Annotated in this window: 17 protein-coding genes and 1 pseudogene; 14 read left to right on the plus strand and 4 right to left on the minus strand. The window is 38.8% G+C overall.

Annotation, left to right across the window (positions count from 1 at the left end):
- The first annotated feature begins 1 nt into the window (after window position 1).
- On the plus strand, window positions 2–1540 hold the full coding sequence (gene hydE, locus CXY28_RS06965) for a hydrogenase biosynthesis protein HydE (RefSeq protein ID WP_100980171.1): 1539 nt from the start codon (window positions 2–4) through the stop codon (window positions 1538–1540).
- A 4-nt stretch (window positions 1541–1544) separates the two neighbouring features.
- Here hydE and CXY28_RS06970 read toward each other — a convergent pair whose 3' ends face one another.
- The gene (locus CXY28_RS06970) at window positions 1545–1958 is read right to left on the minus strand and encodes a hypothetical protein (protein WP_100980173.1); all 414 of its coding nucleotides are present in this window, start codon (window positions 1956–1958) and stop codon (window positions 1545–1547) included.
- Between the two features lie 136 nt (window positions 1959–2094).
- The gene (locus CXY28_RS06975) at window positions 2095–2541 is read right to left on the minus strand and encodes a hypothetical protein (protein WP_100980174.1); all 447 of its coding nucleotides are present in this window, start codon (window positions 2539–2541) and stop codon (window positions 2095–2097) included.
- A 179-nt stretch (window positions 2542–2720) separates the two neighbouring features.
- Between CXY28_RS06975 and oipA the strand changes: the two genes are divergently transcribed.
- Window positions 2721–3638 (plus strand): outer inflammatory protein OipA, encoded by a 918-nt coding sequence (oipA, locus tag CXY28_RS06980; RefSeq protein WP_100980175.1) that lies wholly within the window; start codon window positions 2721–2723, stop codon window positions 3636–3638.
- A 66-nt stretch (window positions 3639–3704) separates the two neighbouring features.
- Here oipA and queC read toward each other — a convergent pair whose 3' ends face one another.
- Window positions 3705–4391 (minus strand): 7-cyano-7-deazaguanine synthase QueC, encoded by a 687-nt coding sequence (gene queC, locus CXY28_RS06985; protein ID WP_100980176.1) that lies wholly within the window; start codon window positions 4389–4391, stop codon window positions 3705–3707.
- Window positions 4392–4453: 62 nt separating this feature from the next.
- Here queC and CXY28_RS06990 point away from each other — a divergent pair, with 62 nt between their 5' ends.
- The 12 genes and pseudogenes from CXY28_RS06990 to CXY28_RS07040 all read left to right on the plus strand — a co-directional run bounded on the left by CXY28_RS06990 (window position 4454) and on the right by CXY28_RS07040 (window position 15778).
- Complete coding sequence (locus CXY28_RS06990) at window positions 4454–5662, plus strand: CCA tRNA nucleotidyltransferase (protein WP_232779994.1); 1209 nt, start codon at window positions 4454–4456, stop codon at window positions 5660–5662.
- Between the two features lie 13 nt (window positions 5663–5675).
- Window positions 5676–6179 carry an SRPBCC family protein gene (locus CXY28_RS08825; RefSeq protein ID WP_232779995.1) on the plus strand — a complete coding sequence of 168 codons (504 nt, stop codon included), beginning with the start codon at window positions 5676–5678 and terminating at the stop codon, window positions 6177–6179.
- Window positions 6180–6193: 14 nt separating this feature from the next.
- Window positions 6194–7051 carry an NAD(P)-dependent oxidoreductase gene (locus tag CXY28_RS06995; protein ID WP_100980177.1) on the plus strand — a complete coding sequence of 286 codons (858 nt, stop codon included), beginning with the start codon at window positions 6194–6196 and terminating at the stop codon, window positions 7049–7051.
- A 1-nt stretch (window position 7052) separates the two neighbouring features.
- Window positions 7053–7706: pseudogene (frxA, locus tag CXY28_RS07000) on the plus strand (NAD(P)H-dependent flavin oxidoreductase FrxA).
- A 164-nt stretch (window positions 7707–7870) separates the two neighbouring features.
- On the plus strand, window positions 7871–9190 hold the full coding sequence (gene gltX / locus CXY28_RS07005) for a glutamate--tRNA ligase (RefSeq protein ID WP_100980178.1): 1320 nt from the start codon (window positions 7871–7873) through the stop codon (window positions 9188–9190).
- Complete coding sequence (locus CXY28_RS07010) at window positions 9187–9480, plus strand: YggT family protein (RefSeq protein WP_015644318.1); 294 nt, start codon at window positions 9187–9189, stop codon at window positions 9478–9480. Before gltX ends, CXY28_RS07010 begins: the two co-directional genes overlap by 4 nt.
- Before the next feature lie 8 nt (window positions 9481–9488).
- Window positions 9489–11171 carry a lytic transglycosylase domain-containing protein gene (locus CXY28_RS07015; RefSeq protein ID WP_100980179.1) on the plus strand — a complete coding sequence of 561 codons (1683 nt, stop codon included), beginning with the start codon at window positions 9489–9491 and terminating at the stop codon, window positions 11169–11171.
- Window positions 11168–11989 (plus strand): UTP--glucose-1-phosphate uridylyltransferase GalU, encoded by an 822-nt coding sequence (gene galU, locus CXY28_RS07020; protein ID WP_100980180.1) that lies wholly within the window; start codon window positions 11168–11170, stop codon window positions 11987–11989. The genes CXY28_RS07015 and galU overlap by 4 nt, the downstream gene beginning before the upstream one ends.
- A gap of 11 nt (window positions 11990–12000) precedes the next feature.
- Entirely contained in the window at window positions 12001–12408 is a 408-nt protein-coding gene (locus tag CXY28_RS07025) for a hypothetical protein (RefSeq protein WP_100980181.1), read from the plus strand.
- Between the two features lie 2 nt (window positions 12409–12410).
- The gene (gene murA / locus CXY28_RS07030) at window positions 12411–13679 is read left to right on the plus strand and encodes a UDP-N-acetylglucosamine 1-carboxyvinyltransferase (RefSeq protein WP_100980182.1); all 1269 of its coding nucleotides are present in this window, start codon (window positions 12411–12413) and stop codon (window positions 13677–13679) included.
- Between the two features lie 57 nt (window positions 13680–13736).
- Complete coding sequence (gene aspA / locus CXY28_RS07035) at window positions 13737–15143, plus strand: aspartate ammonia-lyase (RefSeq protein ID WP_097679474.1); 1407 nt, start codon at window positions 13737–13739, stop codon at window positions 15141–15143.
- A 44-nt stretch (window positions 15144–15187) separates the two neighbouring features.
- Entirely contained in the window at window positions 15188–15778 is a 591-nt protein-coding gene (locus tag CXY28_RS07040; protein ID WP_100980184.1) for a uracil-DNA glycosylase family protein, read from the plus strand.
- Between the two features lie 8 nt (window positions 15779–15786).
- Here CXY28_RS07040 and CXY28_RS07045 read toward each other — a convergent pair.
- Window positions 15787–16082, minus strand: a 296-nt coding sequence (locus CXY28_RS07045; protein ID WP_232779996.1) for a gp7 family phage scaffolding protein, incomplete at its 5' end; no start/stop codon positions are given.

The following is a 16082-nucleotide window of genomic DNA, read 5'->3' on the forward strand; positions in this document are numbered from 1 at the left end:
ATTGGCGTTTGTTTTTCTTTTTAAATGCGTTAATGAAAAAGCAAGCCTAGATTTTACGCCCCTTTTAGAGCAAATAGCATTCCATTTGCAAGTGCGTTTTTATAGCGTTTATAAGGATAATACCACTTCTTTCTACCTCCAAGCGAGCGCTGAGATCACTTTAGAATTCGCGCAAAAATTAAGCGAAATTCTGCCCTTTTCTTTAGATTTTAGCTTTTTGTCTTTAAAGGAAATCACAGAGCCTTTAGATGAAAATCTTTTCCAAACAACAAGCCTTTCAAAGCCCCTTTTTATGAACGCTAAAGAGCATCAAGATTTTTTGGACAAAAATGCGTCTTTGTATGCCAATGCGTTAGGTTTTGTCAAAAACACCGCTTTTAAGGGGGATATAATCCATAGCCCTAAAGAGCTTATAGATTGCTTAACCCAATTAAAAGAGAGGCTCAAAACACAGGATTTTATTCCTGTTCACACTTCTAGGGGGGCATTATCCCTTTCTTTAAAAAAGCCCTCTCCAAGCGTTATTTTTAGCGATCTTTCTAGCGTTTTGAGCTGCACTAAATTGCCTTTAGAGGACGCTAAATATTTGGCCAGTTTGGAAAAACCATGCATTAAAGCCTCTTTAAAAAGCGTGTTTAAGGACACTTTTAAAAACGATGAAATCATAACCCAACTACCCTTTGACCCCATATTGAATTTATTGTGCCGTATTTTACAAGATGAGGGGATAGAATTTATTTTTATCCATGCAAATGATCCGCAAGAAGCGCTTTTACATTATGAAGCACTTTTTAAAACCCCTAAACGCTTGATCACACCCTCTAAAAAATTCGTGTTAGAAAACCATCTTTCTACCCTTCCCTTTAAAGATGAATTAGAGTTTTTAAGCACAACCCCCAATTCTATCGTTTTGTATTTTAGTTTCAAGCACCCTACAAGGTTGTTATTGCATGCTAATGATTCTTTAAAAACGCTTTTAAGCGTTAGTTTTGATTTCAATCAAATATTTAACACTCTCAAACAAGATGAAAAAGCCTCCAGAATGCTACAAAACTACGCTACTAAATTCCCTGATTTTTACGCGCGCATTGTAGAGCTTTCTAAATACCAGCTAGGGGGTGCAAATTTATTGGATTTTTTTCGCATTTTAGGGTTTGTTTTGGGTTACAGCGAGGATTTTTGCGCGCAGAGCGTTATTTCTTTGGCTAAAGAATGCTTACGCCCTAAAGGTCCTAGGATTGATTATAAAATCCTTAAAGACGATTCTTTGAAAATGGCTTTAAACTTTTCAAAGATCATGCACAGCGCGATGAGTTTCAGGCTCGCAGGCGTGGAAAATGAAATTTTGAGTTTGGGGATTTTGGATTCTTTAGCGGAGTTTTTAGGGAATTTCATTTGGGATAACGCGCAAAATTTTAGCGTCCAAGAAGTAACGATCGTTGGGGATTTCTTTGGCGAAAAAGTGTTTTTAGATTTGTTTGTGCGGTATTTCCCCAAAACCCTTGCTCTTAAAGTGCATGCGTTTTTGGATTATGAATAAGGGCTTAAAAACGGATGTGCATCATCAACCCGCCGTCCATGTATTGGGTTTTTTTGCTTTTAGTTCTTTCAAAATAAGGCCCAAAAGACAAGGTCTTATTGAAGTCAACGATTGGCATGCTCACCCCTTCGGCGATATTGTTTTTAGCGAGTTGTTTGTAAAACTTTTTATCGCTTTTTTTGTGGCTTTTAAGACTAGGGCTTTTTTCTAAATCGATGCCTTCTAAAGCGCTATTTTTAGTGAAATCATAAAGCTTTTTGTCGTTTTTAGCCTCGGTTTCTAACCCATGGTTTTTATGGAGTTTGTAAAACTTTTTACTGCTCTTTTTGTCGTTTTTAGTCTCGGTTTCTAAATCCGTTGCAAACGCACTACTATAAGCCACAAGCGATACAAGAAATAAATTTCTAACTATACGCATAAGAATATCTCCTCTTAATATAGTCTTTTTCTATCACACCACCCTAGCATGTTAGAAATAACCATTAGAAAATATAAGGGCGTTTGAGTAAAAACACCAACACGCTTATTGTTTAGCGCAAGCTGTTTTAAGCTAATCAATAAAAAACGTAAGGGAAGTATCCAGGCGCTCCATACCCATAAGGCCCATAAGGCATAAGACCTGACCCATAAGGCATGAAACCATAGGGCATGTAATAATAAGGCATGTAATAGCCTCCATACATCCCGTTTTGCATGGGCGAATTGAGGTTATCCACTGAATTGTAAAAGCCGTTTAAAGAGCCATAAGCGTTATAATTAGTGAAACGATTGATTAAGGGCGTGGTGTGCGCATCAATAGTGGCGTTTTCTTGCTGGATGGCGCTTTCTTCTCTGGCGACTTCTTGGGCTTTAGTCTCTTTGGGATCTTTAACTAGCACTTCTTCTATAGGCACATTCGCCCCACAAGCGCTTAACAGATAGGCTAAAAAGCCGGTGTTTAAAAAAAGAATGACTTTAGAAAGATGAGCGTTGGGTAAAAAAGTTTTATTGTTTTGATGCATGGGTTTTCCTAAATTTAAAAATAACCAAAGATTAACATGTTTTTAATTTAATGTTGATTAAGTGGTAGTTTTGTGGCTGTTTCATTTTAATTTTGTTTTTTATTAAAACCCAATCTAAAATCTTATTTTTATGATAAAATACCTAATTATAATATCAAATCTTAAACCAAAGAGAAACCATGAAAAAAACTCTCTTACTCTCTCTCTTTCTCTCGTTTTGGCTTCACGCTGAAAGGAACGGATTTTATTTAGGTTTAAATTTTGCAGAAGGAAGCTATATTCAAGGACAAGGTAGCATCGGCGAAAAAGCTTCAGCAGAAAACGCCTTAAATCAAGCGATCAATAACGCAAAAAATTCATTATTCCCCCAACAAAACACAAAAGCCATAAGAGATGCGCAAAACGCCTTAAATAAAGTGAAAGATTCAAACAAAATCGCTAGCCGATTCGCAGGAAATGGTGGATCGGGCGGTCTTTTTAACGAACTCAGCTTTGGGTATAAATATTTTTTGGGTAAAAAAAGGATTATAGGGTTTAGGCACTCTCTTTTTTTCGGTTACCAACTCGGTGGCGTTGGTTCTGTTCCTAGCAGCGGTTTAATCGTTTTTTTACCCTATGGTTTCAATACGGATTTGCTCATTAATTGGACTAACGATAAGCGAGCGTCCCAAAAATATGTTGAACGAAGGGTAAAAGGACTCTCTATATTTTACAAAGACATGACCGGCAGAACGCTAGACGCTAATACATTAAAAAAAGCATCAAGGCATGTATTTAGAAAATCTTCAGGGCTTGTGATTGGCATGGAACTAGGGGGTAGCACTTGGTTTGCGAGCAACAATCTCACCCCTTTCAATCAAGTCAAAAGCCGCACGATTTTTCAGTTGCAAGGAAAATTTGGCGTTCGTTGGAATAATGATGAATACGATATTGATCGCTATGGCGATGAAATATATCTTGGAGGTTCTAGCGTGGAATTAGGGGTTAAAGTGCCAGCTTTTAAAGTCAATTACTATAGCGATAATTATGGGGATAAATTGGATTACAAAAGAGTGGTGAGCGTTTATCTTAACTATACATATAATTTTAAACATTAAAACATGCTTTTTACCGCTCTTTGATTGTTTGTCTTAAACATGCTTTTGAGTATTTTTACCAACGCTTTATTGAAACAAAGCCTTAGCTTGAAACTCTTCAAAGCCTTTTTTTCTCAACTGGCATGCCGGGCATTTATCGCAGCCATAACCATAGGCATGCAAAATCTTTCGCTCTCCTTGATAGCAGGTGTGCGTTTCTTTGATGATCAAATCTAAAGCCCCTAAATCTTTAGCCATTTGAAATTCTTGCGCTTTATTCAAAAACATTAGAGGCGTTAGGATTTTAATCGCCGTGTTTGAGCCTAAATTTAGGGCATGCTCGATGCTTTTAATAAAATCTTCTTTACAATCCGGATAGCCGCTAAAATCCGCTTGCGAAACCCCTAAAGCGATGTTACTGGCCCCTATTTTTTGCGCGTAAGAATGCAAAAGGGTGATAAAAATAGCGTTACGATTAGGCACAAAAGAGTTGGGTAAATCTTTATTTTGCACATGCGAATGCCCTATTAAATCGTTAGAGTTTTTAAAAAGCGCAGAGCGGGTGATATTCTCTAAAAAATCTAACGGGATGATTTCATAAGGGAGTTGCAAAAGAGAAGCGATTTTTTGAGCGCATTCTAATTCCACAGAGTGTTTTTGCGCATAATCAAACCCCACTAAACAGACTTTTTTAAAACGCTTTTTCGCCCATACGGCTAAAGTGGTGCTGTCTTGCCCGCCGCTAAAACCGATCACGCAAATTTCTTGTTCCATCAAAATTCCTTAAAAATTCTAAAAAGATATAATAACACAAAGAAATTTTAAGAGTAAAAAGCGTGTTTGAGTTAAATACAGAATTAAAAGAATTGTTTGACATTTATGAAAAATCCCCTTATGAGCTTTACTTGGTAGGGGGGTGCGTGCGCGATTGTTTGATGGGCATTACCCCAAAAGATTACGATTTAACTTCAAACGCTTTAGTGAGTGAGAGTAAAGAGCTTCTTTTAAAGCACGATTTTAGGGTGCTAGAAACCGGTATCAAACATGGCACGATCACGGCTCTTAAAAACCATCAAAGCTATGAAATCACAACTTTTAGAATTGAAAAAGGGCATATCAAGCACCGAAAGCCTAAAGAATTGGTTTTTAGCGCTCATTTAACAGACGATTTAAAGCGGCGCGATTTTAGCATGAATGCGATCGCTTATAGCCCTACAAAAGGGATTATTGATCCTTTTAAAGGACAAAATGCGATTGAAAATCAAACGATTGAATGCGTGGGGGAAGCGCGATTAAGGTTTTTTGAAGACGCTTTAAGGATTTTAAGAGCGCTGCGATTTAGCGCAACTTTAGGCTTTAAGATAGCGCCAAACACCAAAAGAGCGGTTTTTGCGTGTAAGGATTTGTTAAAACACCTCTCTAAAGAGCGCTTACAAAGTGAATTGAATAAACTTCTTATGGGGAAAAACGCCTATGAAGTGGCCAAAGAATATCAAGAAATTTTGGAGTTGGTTATTCAAGAGAAAATAGAAAATTTAGGGTTTTTAAAAAACGCACCTTTCAATTTGGAATTAAGATTATTGGGGTTTTTTAAACATCAAAAAAGTTTGGAAAATTTACGCTACCCTAAAAAAACTTGTGTTTTATTTTCAAAAGCTAAAGAATGCCATAAAGCTTTTTTAAATATTCACAACAAAACAGAGTTAAAATTTTTATTGAAAAACCACGATTTAGAGCCTTTTAATTTGGCTTTAGATTTTTATGCGCTCAAAAACCTAAAACATGCTTTAAAAATTAAAGGCTTGTTAAAAGAAATCTTTGATTCTAACGAGCCTTTTAAAAAAGAACACTTGGCCCTTAAGGGCGGTGCACTTCAAAGCTTGGGTTATCAGCACCAAAAAATCAGCGAAATTTTAAACGCATGCTTAAATTTAGTCATTGAAAATCCTAAAAATAACGCTTTAGAGTGGCTGATAAAATGGGTTAAAGATCATTATTTACCTAATGATGCTATAAATCATTCGCCAATAGGCAGAAAAAATTAAAAACAGAGAAAACATGATAACGATGAATGCGATTCAATGGCCTGAAAAATGGATACCAGGAGAGACTGATAATTTTGTGTCCAATGAAGTCATTGTCAAAGGTTTGGATTTTAATAAAGTGGTGCAACACTTAAGAGACGCGTCTTGTTGGGAAAAGTATTACAAAAATTCAGGGAATGTCCACATGCATAATCAAGACAATACCATTCTTAAAGACAAGACTCGTTTTTGTTTTGAAACTTTTGGCTTTTTAGTGGAGGCACAGGTGGAAGAGTTTGCATTGAAAGACACCATACTGCGTTTGGCTTGGAGAGGTTGGAATGAAGCTAAAGGCGATGAGTATCTTGAAGCCTATCACGCATGGATTGTTGAAAAATTAGATAATGATCGTGTGCGTATTTTAACCCAAGAAACTCAGTTAGGAGTCCCTGCTAAAGCTTTAGCGAAATCTGTGCCTAATGCGATGCTAAATGGCCATCAAGCTTGGTTAGATGGTTTAGTGGCGTATTCACGCTAATAAGTGAGGGTTAAATGAAAATCGGATGGATTGGACTAGGGGCTATGGGGACTCCTATGGCGACTCGTTTGCACGATGCAAATTTAGAAGTGTCGGTTTATAACCGAACAGAGAGCAAAGCAGCCTCTTTAAAAGAAAAAGGCGTAGCGGTTTATACTAACCCTATAGATTTGGCCGCTAAAGTTGATCTGATTTTTATTATGCTTTCGGATAAAACGGTGATTGATGCTGTTTTAGTGCCAAAATTTTGGGAACAGATGTCTGAAAAAATCGTGGTGAATATGAGCACCATCGCTCCTTTGGAGAGCTTGGCTTTAGAAAAAACCGCTCAAAAGCATCAAGTAACTTACCTTGAAGCACCCGTTTCAGGATCGGTTGGTGTGGCTAAAGCCGGGGCGTTATTGATTTTAGCGGCAGGTGATGAAGAAGTAATCACTCAACTCAAACCTGTTTTGGCACATTTAGGGAGTCAAACCTTTTATTTAGGAAAAGTTGGTCAAGGGACAGGAGCTAAATTATCCATTAATAGCCTTTTGGCTCAAATGGGGGTTGCTTATTCAGAAGCTTTGCTATTAGCCAAACATTTAGGGGTTGATGCAGAGTCATTTTTGCAAATTATTGGCCAATCTGGCATGAATTCGCCTCTCTTTCAAGCTAAAAAAGGCATGTGGCTACAAGATAGCTATCCGGCCGCTTTCAGTTTGAAGCTCATGCTCAAGGATGTTCGTTTAGCCAACAATGAAGCAGGAGAGGCGATGAAGTTGCCATTTTTATTTCAAGCGCAAGAGCTTTATTCTCAAGCGGAAAAATCCGGTTTAGGCGAATTGGATATGGCAGCCGTTTATCATTATTTAGAAAAAGGAGAACATTAAAATGGACAGAGAACAAGTGGTTGCTTTACAGCACCAACGATTTGCTGCAAAAAAATACGATCCCAATCGTCGTATTTCCCAAAAGGATTGGGAAGCTTTGGTTGAAGTGGGGAGATTAGCCCCTTCTTCAATCGGGCTTGAACCATGGAAAATGCTTTTATTAAAGAATGAACGCATGAAAGAAGATTTAAAACCGATGGCCTAGGGGGCGCTTTTTGGTTTAGAGGGAGCGAGCCATTTTGTCATTTATCTTGCGCGAAAAGGCGTTACTTATGACAGCGATTACGTTAAGAAAGTGATGCATGAGGTTAAAAAAAGGGATTATGACACTAATTCTAGGTTCGCTCAAATCATCAAAAATTTCCAAGAGAACGATATGAAACTCAATAGCGAACGATCTTTGTTTGATTGGGCTAGCAAGCAGACTTATATCCAAATGGCGAACATGATGATGGCAGCGGCCATGTTAGGGATTGATTCTTGCCCGATTGAAGGGTATGATCAAGAAAAAGTGGAGGCTTATTTAGAGGAAAAAGGCTATCTGAACACGGCGGAATTTGGCGTGTCGGTAATGGCTTGTTTTGGTTATCGCAACCAAGAAATCACCCCTAAAACCCGTTGGAAGACAGAAGTTATTTATGAAGTGATTGAATAAAAACGCTTTTAGCTTTTTGATAACCAATCATAAAAAGCTTGGCGTTAGCCAAGCGCTAATCTCTTGAATAATGCCTATTCATGTTTGATAAAAACAGAACTACCACAGCACAATTAAGTATTCTTTAGGTATAATCAAAAACTATTTTTAAATAAAGGGTTTTTATGCTTCGTTTTGCGCCTTCGCCTACAGGGGATATGCACATAGGGAATTTAAGGGCAGCCATTTTTAACTACATTGTGGCCAAACAGCAACACAAACCCTTTCTCATTCGCATTGAAGACACGGACAAAGAGCGCAACATTGAAGGCAAAGATCAAGAGATTTTAGAGATTTTAAAGCTTATGGGGATAAGCTGGGACAAACTTGTGTATCAAAGCCACAACATAGATTATCACAGAGAAATGGCAGAAAAATTACTGAAAGAAAATAAAGCGTTTTATTGTTATGCGAGCGCGGAGTTTTTAGAAAGAGAAAAAGAAAAAGCCAAAAATGAAAAACGCCCTTTCAGGTATTTAGACGAGTGGGCCACTTTAGAAAAAGACAAGCACCATGCCCCTGTGGTGCGTTTAAAAGCCCCAAATCATGCGGTGTCTTTCAACGATGCGATTAAAAAAGAAGTGAAATTTGAACTTGATGAATTGGATTCTTTTGTGCTTTTGAGACAGGATAAAAGCCCTACTTATAATTTCGCTTGCGCATGCGATGATTTGCTCTATGAAATCAGTCTGATTATTAGAGGCGAAGATCATGTGAGTAACACCCCCAAACAAATTTTAATCCAGCAAGCTTTAGGCTCCGATAATCCCATTGTTTATGCGCATTTGCCCATTATTTTAGATGAAACAAGCGGTAAAAAAATGAGCAAAAGAGACGAAGCGTCCAGCGTGAAATGGCTTTTAAATCAAGGGTTTTTACCGGTTGCGATTGCAAATTACCTCATCACTATCGGTAATAAAGTGCCTAAGGAAGTTTTTAGCCTTGATGAAGCGATAGAATGGTTTGATTTAGAAAAACTTTCTAGTTCCCCGGCTCATTTTAATTTAAAATATTTAAAACACTTAAACCACGAGCATTTAAAGCTTTTAGACGATGAAAAGTTATTAGAACTCACTTCAATAAAAGATAAAAACCTCCTAGGGCTTTTAAGATTGTTTATAGAAGAATGCGGCACGCTTTTAGAATTGAAAGAAAAAATTTCGTTGTTTTTAGAGCCAAAAGATATTGTTAAAACTTACGAAAATGAAGATTTTAAAGAGCGTTGTTTAGTGCTTTTTAACGCTCTAAAAAGCATGGATTTTCAAGCGTATAAGGATTTTGAAAGTTTTAAAAAAGAAGCCATGCGATTAAGCCAGCTTAAGGGTAAGGATTTTTTCAAACCTTTGCGCATTCTTTTGACCGGGAACTCGCATGGCGTTGAATTGCCGTTGATTTTCCCCTATATCCAAAGCCATCATCAAGAAGTTTTAAGGCTCAAAGCATGATATTTTCCACTCTTATTAATGCGATAGCGGTGATTTTAAGCACGCTTCTTACGATTTATATGTGGGTAATAATCATTTATTCGCTTATCAGCTTCGTGCAACCTAACCCTAATAACCCCATCATGCAAATCCTCGCTCGCTTGTGTGAGCCAGTGTTTTATTTTTTACGCTCTAGATTCAAGCTGGTGTTTAACGGGTTGGATTTCGCTCCTTTAGTGGTGGTCATTGTTTTGAAATTCTTGGATCTCACGCTCATTCAGTGGCTTTTTGCGCTCGCTAAAAACCTTTAAAGAAAATCATGCGTTTTTTTATTTTATTTTTTATCGGTGCGCTTGGCGTTGGTTTTTCTCAAACCGAGTTGAGTTTAAAAGATTTAGAAAAAAAGCCCACCGGGATCGTTAGGGATTATTATTTATGGCGCTATATCAGCGATAAAAAAACCACTTTAGAAAACGCTAAAAAAGCCTATGAATTGACTCAGAATAAAAATAACGCCCTACAAAAGGCCATGCAAGAAAAAGGCTCAGACAATGCAGAAAAAAGCCCTAATGTTAAATTGCCTGAAGATATTTATTGCAAGCAAATTACCCTAGAAAGCATGTTGGAAACAACAGACACTTTCCAAAATAGCTGTATCGCTATCGCTTTAAAATCAAAAATCAGAGATTTTGATAAAATCCCCCTTCAAACCCTTAAGCCCTTACAAATTAAAATCAAAGAGGCTTACCCCGTTCTTTATGAAGAATTAGAAATTTTGCAAAGTAAGCATGTGAGCGCTTCTTTATTTAAGGCTAACGCGCAAGTGTTTAGCGCGCTTTTCAATCATTTGAGTTATGAAAAAAAGCTCCAAATTTTTGAAAAGCATATCCCTATTAAAGAGTTAAACCGCCTTTTAGATGAAGATTATCCGGCGTTTAACCGCTTGATCTATCAGGTTATTTTAGATCCTAAATTGGATCATTTTAAAGACGCTCTCACTAAAAGTAACGCTACCCGCAGCAACGCGCAAACCTTTTTTATCCTAGGGATTAATGAAATCTTGCGCAAAAAACCCTCTAAAGCGCTCAAGTATTTTGAACGCTCAGAAGCGGTGGTTAAAGACGATGATTTTTCAAAAGACAGAGCGGTTTTTTGGCAGTATTTAGTCTCTAAAAAGAAAAAAACTTTGGAACGCCTTTCACAAAGCCCTGCCTTAAACCTCTATAGTCTTTATGCGAGCCGCAAACTCCAAACCACGCCCAGTTATCGCATCATTTCTCACATCCAGAATTTAAACCAAGAAGATCCTCCTTTTAACACTTATGACCCTTTTTCGTGGCAAATTTTTAAGGAAAAAACCTTGAGTTTGAAAGATGAGGGCGCGTTTAATGCGATGCTAAAAAGCCTGTATTATGAAAAAAGCGCCCCTGAATTGACCTATCTTTTAAGTCAACGCAATAAAGACAAGATTTATTATTATTTATCCCCTTATGAAGGCATTATTGAATGGCAAAATACTGATGAAAAGGCTATGGCGTATGCGATCGCTAGGCAAGAAAGCTTTTTGCTCCCGGCTTTAATCTCTCGCTCCTTTGCTCTAGGGCTTATGCAAATCATGCCCTTTAATGTAGGGCCTTTCGCTAAAAGCCTTGGCATGGATAATGTTGATCTAAACGACATGTTTAACCCCAATATCGCCCTCAAATTTGGCAATTATTACTTGAATCATTTGAAAAAAGAATTCAACCACCCCCTTTTTGTCGCCTACGCCTACAACGCTGGGCCTGGGTTTTTAAGGAGGTGGTTAGAAAGCTCCAAACGATTTAAAGAAAAAAATCATTTTGAGCCATGGCTTAGCATGGAGCTTATGCCTTATAGCGAGACTCGCATGTATGGCTTTAGGGTCATGCTCAATTACTTGATTTATCAAGAAATTTTTGGGAATTTCATCCCTATTGATGGATTTTTAGAACAAACTCTTAACTCAAAGGACAAACCATGATTAAAAAATGCCTTTTCCCTGCTGCGGGCTATGGCACGCGCTTTTTGCCGATCACTAAAACCATTCCTAAAGAAATGCTGCCCATTGTGGATAAGCCTTTGATCCAATACGCTGTGGAAGAAGCGATGGAAGCAGGCTGTGAAGTGATGGCGATTGTTACAGGAAGAAACAAACGAAGCTTAGAAGATTATTTTGACACGAGCTATGAAATAGAGCATCAAATCCAAGGCACTAACAAAGAAAACGCCCTAAAAAGCATTCGTAACATTATAGAGAAATGCTGTTTTTCCTATGTGCGCCAAAAGCAAATGAAAGGCTTAGGGCATGCGATTTTAACCGGAGAAGCTCTCATAGGCAATGAGCCTTTTGCGGTGATTTTAGCCGACGACTTATGCATAAGCCATGATTATCCTAGCGTGTTAAAGCAAATGACTTCATTGTATCAAAAATACCAATGCTCCATTGTAGCCATTGAAGAAGTAGCGTTAGAAGAAGTTTCAAAATACGGCGTGATCAGGGGCGAATTGTTAGAAGAGGGGGTGTATAAGATTAAAGACATGGTGGAAAAACCAAGCCAAGAAGACGCCCCAAGCAACCTAGCCGTGATAGGGCGCTACATTCTAACCCCGGATATTTTTGAAATTTTAAGCGAGACGAAACCGGGTAAAAACAATGAAATCCAAATCACAGACGCCTTACGCACTCAAGCCAAAAGAAAGCAGATCATCGCTTACCAATTCAAAGGCAAACGATACGATTGCGGGAGCGTGGAAGGCTATATTGAAGCGAGTAACGCTTATTATAAAAAACGCTTATAAATCTTATCAACATGGGCAATTTGACTTATTACGCTTACATGTATTTGATTCTCTTTGTGTGCCTGCTCCCTATGTTATTGGTGGGGCTTGCTTGGAGGCTTTTTCGCCCCCCTTTAAAGCAAAACATTCCTAATAAAAGCCTCTCTTTAGAATATTTGAGCGAACAAGTTAAAAACCTTAAAAGCACACCAGCTTTAGAAAAACTTAAAAACAGCTTCAATGAGCGTTTTAAAATTTGCCCCAAAGACAAAGAAACTCTGTGGCTAGAAACACTCCAAAATTTAGTCGCTTCAGAATTTTTTGAATTAGAAGACGCTATTAATTTTGGGCAAGAATTAGAAAATGCTAACCCTAGTCATGCACAAAAAATCGCTAACGCTACCGGCTTAGCCCTTAAGAATAAAAAAGAAAAAGGATAGAATTGGATTTTTTAGAGATTGTAGGACAAGTCCCTTTAAAAGGGGGGGTAGAAATTTCTGGGGCGAAAAACTCCGCACTCCCCATTTTAGCCGCCACGCTTTTAAGCCAACAGGAAGTCAAAATCAAATCTTTGCCCCAAGTGGTGGATATAAAAGCGATGGCGTTATTGTTGCAGAATTTAGGCGCAGAATTAGAATGGCTTAATCCTAACACGCTCCAAATCAGCGCCAAATCCCTGCACCACACCGAAGCCACTTACGATTTGGTGCGTAAAATGCGCGCTTCCATTTTGGTTTTAGGCCCACTATTAGCGCGTTTTAAAGAATGCTTAGTGAGTTTGCCCGGTGGGTGCGCTATAGGGGCAAGACCTGTGGATTTGCACTTAAAAGCGATGCAGCAATTAGGGGCTGAAATCAAAATTGAGCAAGGCTATATCCATGCAAAAGCCCCTAAAGGCTTGAAAGGGAATGATATTTTATTTGATAAAATCAGCGTTACAGGCACAGAAAACGCTCTCATGGCAGCAAGCTTAGCTAAAGGGATCACGCGCATCATTAACGCTGCCAAAGAGCCAGAAATCACTCAATTGTGCGCGTTTTTACAGAGTGGGAGGGTAGAAATTGAGGGCGTTGGCAGCAGCGAGTTAAAGATTAGGGGGGTAGAAAGCGACGCTTTAAATCTAAAAGACATTCAAATCATACCCGATAGGATTGAAGCAGGCACTTATTTATGCGTGGGGGCTATCACTAACAGCCAGCTTAAAATCAATCGTATCATCCCTAACCATCTTCAAGCGATTACGGATAAGCTTATAGAAATTGGTTTTTCGCTAGATATTCAAGAAAATTCTATAGAAATTCATCCGGCCAAAAAACGACAAGCCTTTGAAATCACCACGAAAGAATACCCAGGCTTTCCCACAGACATGCAAGCGCAATTCATGGCACTAGCCACGCAGTGTTTGGGGACGAGCGTGATTGAAGAAACGCTTTTTGAAAACCGCTTCATGCATGCGAGCGAACTGCAACGCTTGGGGGCTAATATCAGCCTAAAAACCAATGTTGCTACCATTAGCGGATCCACAGAGCTTACCGGAAGCGATGTGATGGCGACCGATTTAAGGGCTTCTTCGGCTCTCGTTTTAGCCGCTTTAGTGGCTAAGGGCGTGAGTAGGGTGCATAGGATTTACCACTTGGATAGGGGTTATGAGAGATTAGAGGATAAAATCAACGCCTTAGGGGCAAAAGTGTTGCGTTTAAAAGAAAAATAGCTCAAGATTTGGTTACAATAGCTAGAATATTTTTCAATTATTACATAAGGAGCTTTTATGCGTATTGAGCATGATTTCATTGGGCAAATGGAAATTAGCGATGAAGTTTATTACGGGATTCAAACTTTAAGAGCGAGTGAAAATTTTTTCATCACCAACGACAAGCTTTGCAGTTATCCTGTTTTTATCAAATCTTTTGCTCAAGTCAAAAAAGCGGCTGCTTTAGCGAACGCGCAATTAGGCTTGATTGATGAAAAGCTTAAAATTGCGATTTGCCATGCGTGCGATTTGCTCATTGATGGCAAATACCATGATCAATTCATTGTGGATATGATTCAAGGGGGGGCTGGCACAAGCACGAACATGAACATGAATGAAGTGATTGCTAATTTGGCTTTAGAATACATGGGGCATCAAAAGGGCGAGTACCAATTTTGCCACCCAAACGACCATGTCAACCGCTCTCAATCCACTAATGACGCTTATCCTAGCGCGTTAAAAATTGCGATTTATGAGCGCTTGAGTAATTTAGTCGCTCCCATGAAGGCTTTAAGGGACGCTTTCGCTCAAAAAGCTAAGGAATTCGCTCATGTGATTAAAATGGGGCGCACCCAGCTTCAAGACGCTGTGCCTATGACTTTAGGCCAAGAGTTTGAAACTTATGCCTTGATGCTTGATAGGGATATTGAGCAGGTTTTAGACGCTAGGAATTGGGTAAGAGAGCTTAATTTAGGCGGCACGGCTATTGGCACAGGGATCAATTCGCACCCGGATTATCGCAGTTTGATTGAAAAGAAAATCCAAGAAGTAACGGGCCGCCCCTTTGTCATGGCTAACAATTTGATAGAAGCCACTCAAAGCACGGGAGCGTATGTGCAAGTGAGTGGGGTGTTAAAGCGTATTGCAGTGAAACTTTCTAAGGTTTGTAACGATTTAAGGCTGCTCAGCTCAGGTCCTAGGGCTGGGCTGAATGAAATCAATTTGCCTAAAATGCAGCCGGGCAGCTCTATCATGCCTGGTAAAGTCAATCCGGTGATCCCTGAAGTGGTCAATCAAGTGTGCTTTGCGGTGATTGGGAACGATTTGAGCGTGGCGTTAGCCGCAGAAGGAGGGCAATTGCAACTCAATGTGTTTGAGCCGGTGATCGCTTACAAGCTATTCCATTCCTTTGTGATTTTAGGGCGTGCGATTGAAACCTTAACGACTAAATGCGTGGAAGGCATCACGGCTAATGAAAAGATTTGCCATGATTATGTCTTTAACAGCATTGGCATTGTTACCGCACTAAACCCTCATATCGGCTATGAAAAATCCGCTATGATCGCTAAAGAAGCCTTAAAAAGCGATCGTTCTATCTATGACATCGCTTTAGAAAAGAAAATCTTAACTAAAGAGCAACTGGACGATATTTTCAAGCCAGAAAACATGCTAAGCCCTCACGCTTTCAAAAAGCATAAAGACTGAACGCTTTGCAACTTTCACGCTTTCAAACTTTACGCTCCCTTTATATGGAGCGTCTTTTGGGCGAAACTTACACCAATACCAACCTTACCACGCCCCAAAATAAGCCCCTTAACAAACAAGTTCATGAGGGTATAGAAAATTGCAATCTATGCAAACGCCATCAACATTCAAAACCAGTGATCGGGATTTTTAACCCCACTTCCAAGCTCGCTTTCATCACGCTAACCCCCATGCTGGATAGCCAATTACATTTCTTAAACAATTTAAAAGCGCTCATGTTGGAGAGCATTATCCAAAAGGTTTTTAACTACCCCTTAAAAGATTGCAGTATTTTATCGCTCCTTAAATGCGACTCTAACAGCCTTAATTTAGAAGAAGAAATCAACGCATGCCTGCCTCATTTAACATGGCAATTAGACAACAGCGCTTCAAAAGTCATTGTGGTATTTGGCGAGATTTTGCCCAAACGCCTTTTAAACCTTTCTAAAGAAGAATCCTTTGGGCGCATCGTGTCTTTAAAAACAAAACATTTTTTAAGCACCCATGCTTTAGAGGACATGCTCAAAAACCCCACGCTCAAAAAAGAAGCGTTAGCGCATTTTAAAATAGCGCTCCAATTTCTTAATCAGTCTTAAAGGACGCCTTATTTTTTAACCCATCTCCTTATGGTGCGCAACAAAGGTAAGGATTTTTGATAAGCTTTGCGATAGATTTTAAAAGAGGTGTTTTGAGAGAGTTCTAATAAAGGTGAAGCGTTTTGTAAAAGGCGCTCATAATTAACCCTCAAATCATCATAATTAACCCTCAAATCATCATAATTAACCCTCAAATCATCATAATTAACCCTCAAATCATCATAATTAACCCTCAAATCATCATAATTAACCCTCAAATCATCAATAGATATTAAAGGCTCATTCAAATCACGATAGAAAATGA

This window comes from Helicobacter pylori, assembly GCF_002832345.1.
Lineage (GTDB): Bacteria > Campylobacterota > Campylobacteria > Campylobacterales > Helicobacteraceae > Helicobacter > Helicobacter pylori_CP.

Coding starts and splice junctions, on each gene's coding strand:
- CXY28_RS06970 (WP_100980173.1), bottom strand. CDS start 1,958: ATGCGTATAGTTAGAAATTTATTTCTTGTATCGCTTGTGGCTTATAGT.
- CXY28_RS06975 (WP_100980174.1), bottom strand. CDS start 2,541: ATGCATCAAAACAATAAAACTTTTTTACCCAACGCTCATCTTTCTAAA.
- oipA (WP_100980175.1), top strand. CDS start 2,721: ATGAAAAAAACTCTCTTACTCTCTCTCTTTCTCTCGTTTTGGCTTCAC.
- queC (WP_100980176.1), bottom strand. CDS start 4,391: ATGGAACAAGAAATTTGCGTGATCGGTTTTAGCGGCGGGCAAGACAGC.
- CXY28_RS08825 (WP_232779995.1), top strand. CDS start 5,676: ATGATAACGATGAATGCGATTCAATGGCCTGAAAAATGGATACCAGGA.
- CXY28_RS06995 (WP_100980177.1), top strand. CDS start 6,194: ATGAAAATCGGATGGATTGGACTAGGGGCTATGGGGACTCCTATGGCG.
- gltX (WP_100980178.1), top strand. CDS start 7,871: ATGCTTCGTTTTGCGCCTTCGCCTACAGGGGATATGCACATAGGGAAT.
- CXY28_RS07010 (WP_015644318.1), top strand. CDS start 9,187: ATGATATTTTCCACTCTTATTAATGCGATAGCGGTGATTTTAAGCACG.
- CXY28_RS07015 (WP_100980179.1), top strand. CDS start 9,489: ATGCGTTTTTTTATTTTATTTTTTATCGGTGCGCTTGGCGTTGGTTTT.
- galU (WP_100980180.1), top strand. CDS start 11,168: ATGATTAAAAAATGCCTTTTCCCTGCTGCGGGCTATGGCACGCGCTTT.
- CXY28_RS07025 (WP_100980181.1), top strand. CDS start 12,001: ATGGGCAATTTGACTTATTACGCTTACATGTATTTGATTCTCTTTGTG.
- aspA (WP_097679474.1), top strand. CDS start 13,737: ATGCGTATTGAGCATGATTTCATTGGGCAAATGGAAATTAGCGATGAA.
- CXY28_RS07040 (WP_100980184.1), top strand. CDS start 15,188: ATGGAGCGTCTTTTGGGCGAAACTTACACCAATACCAACCTTACCACG.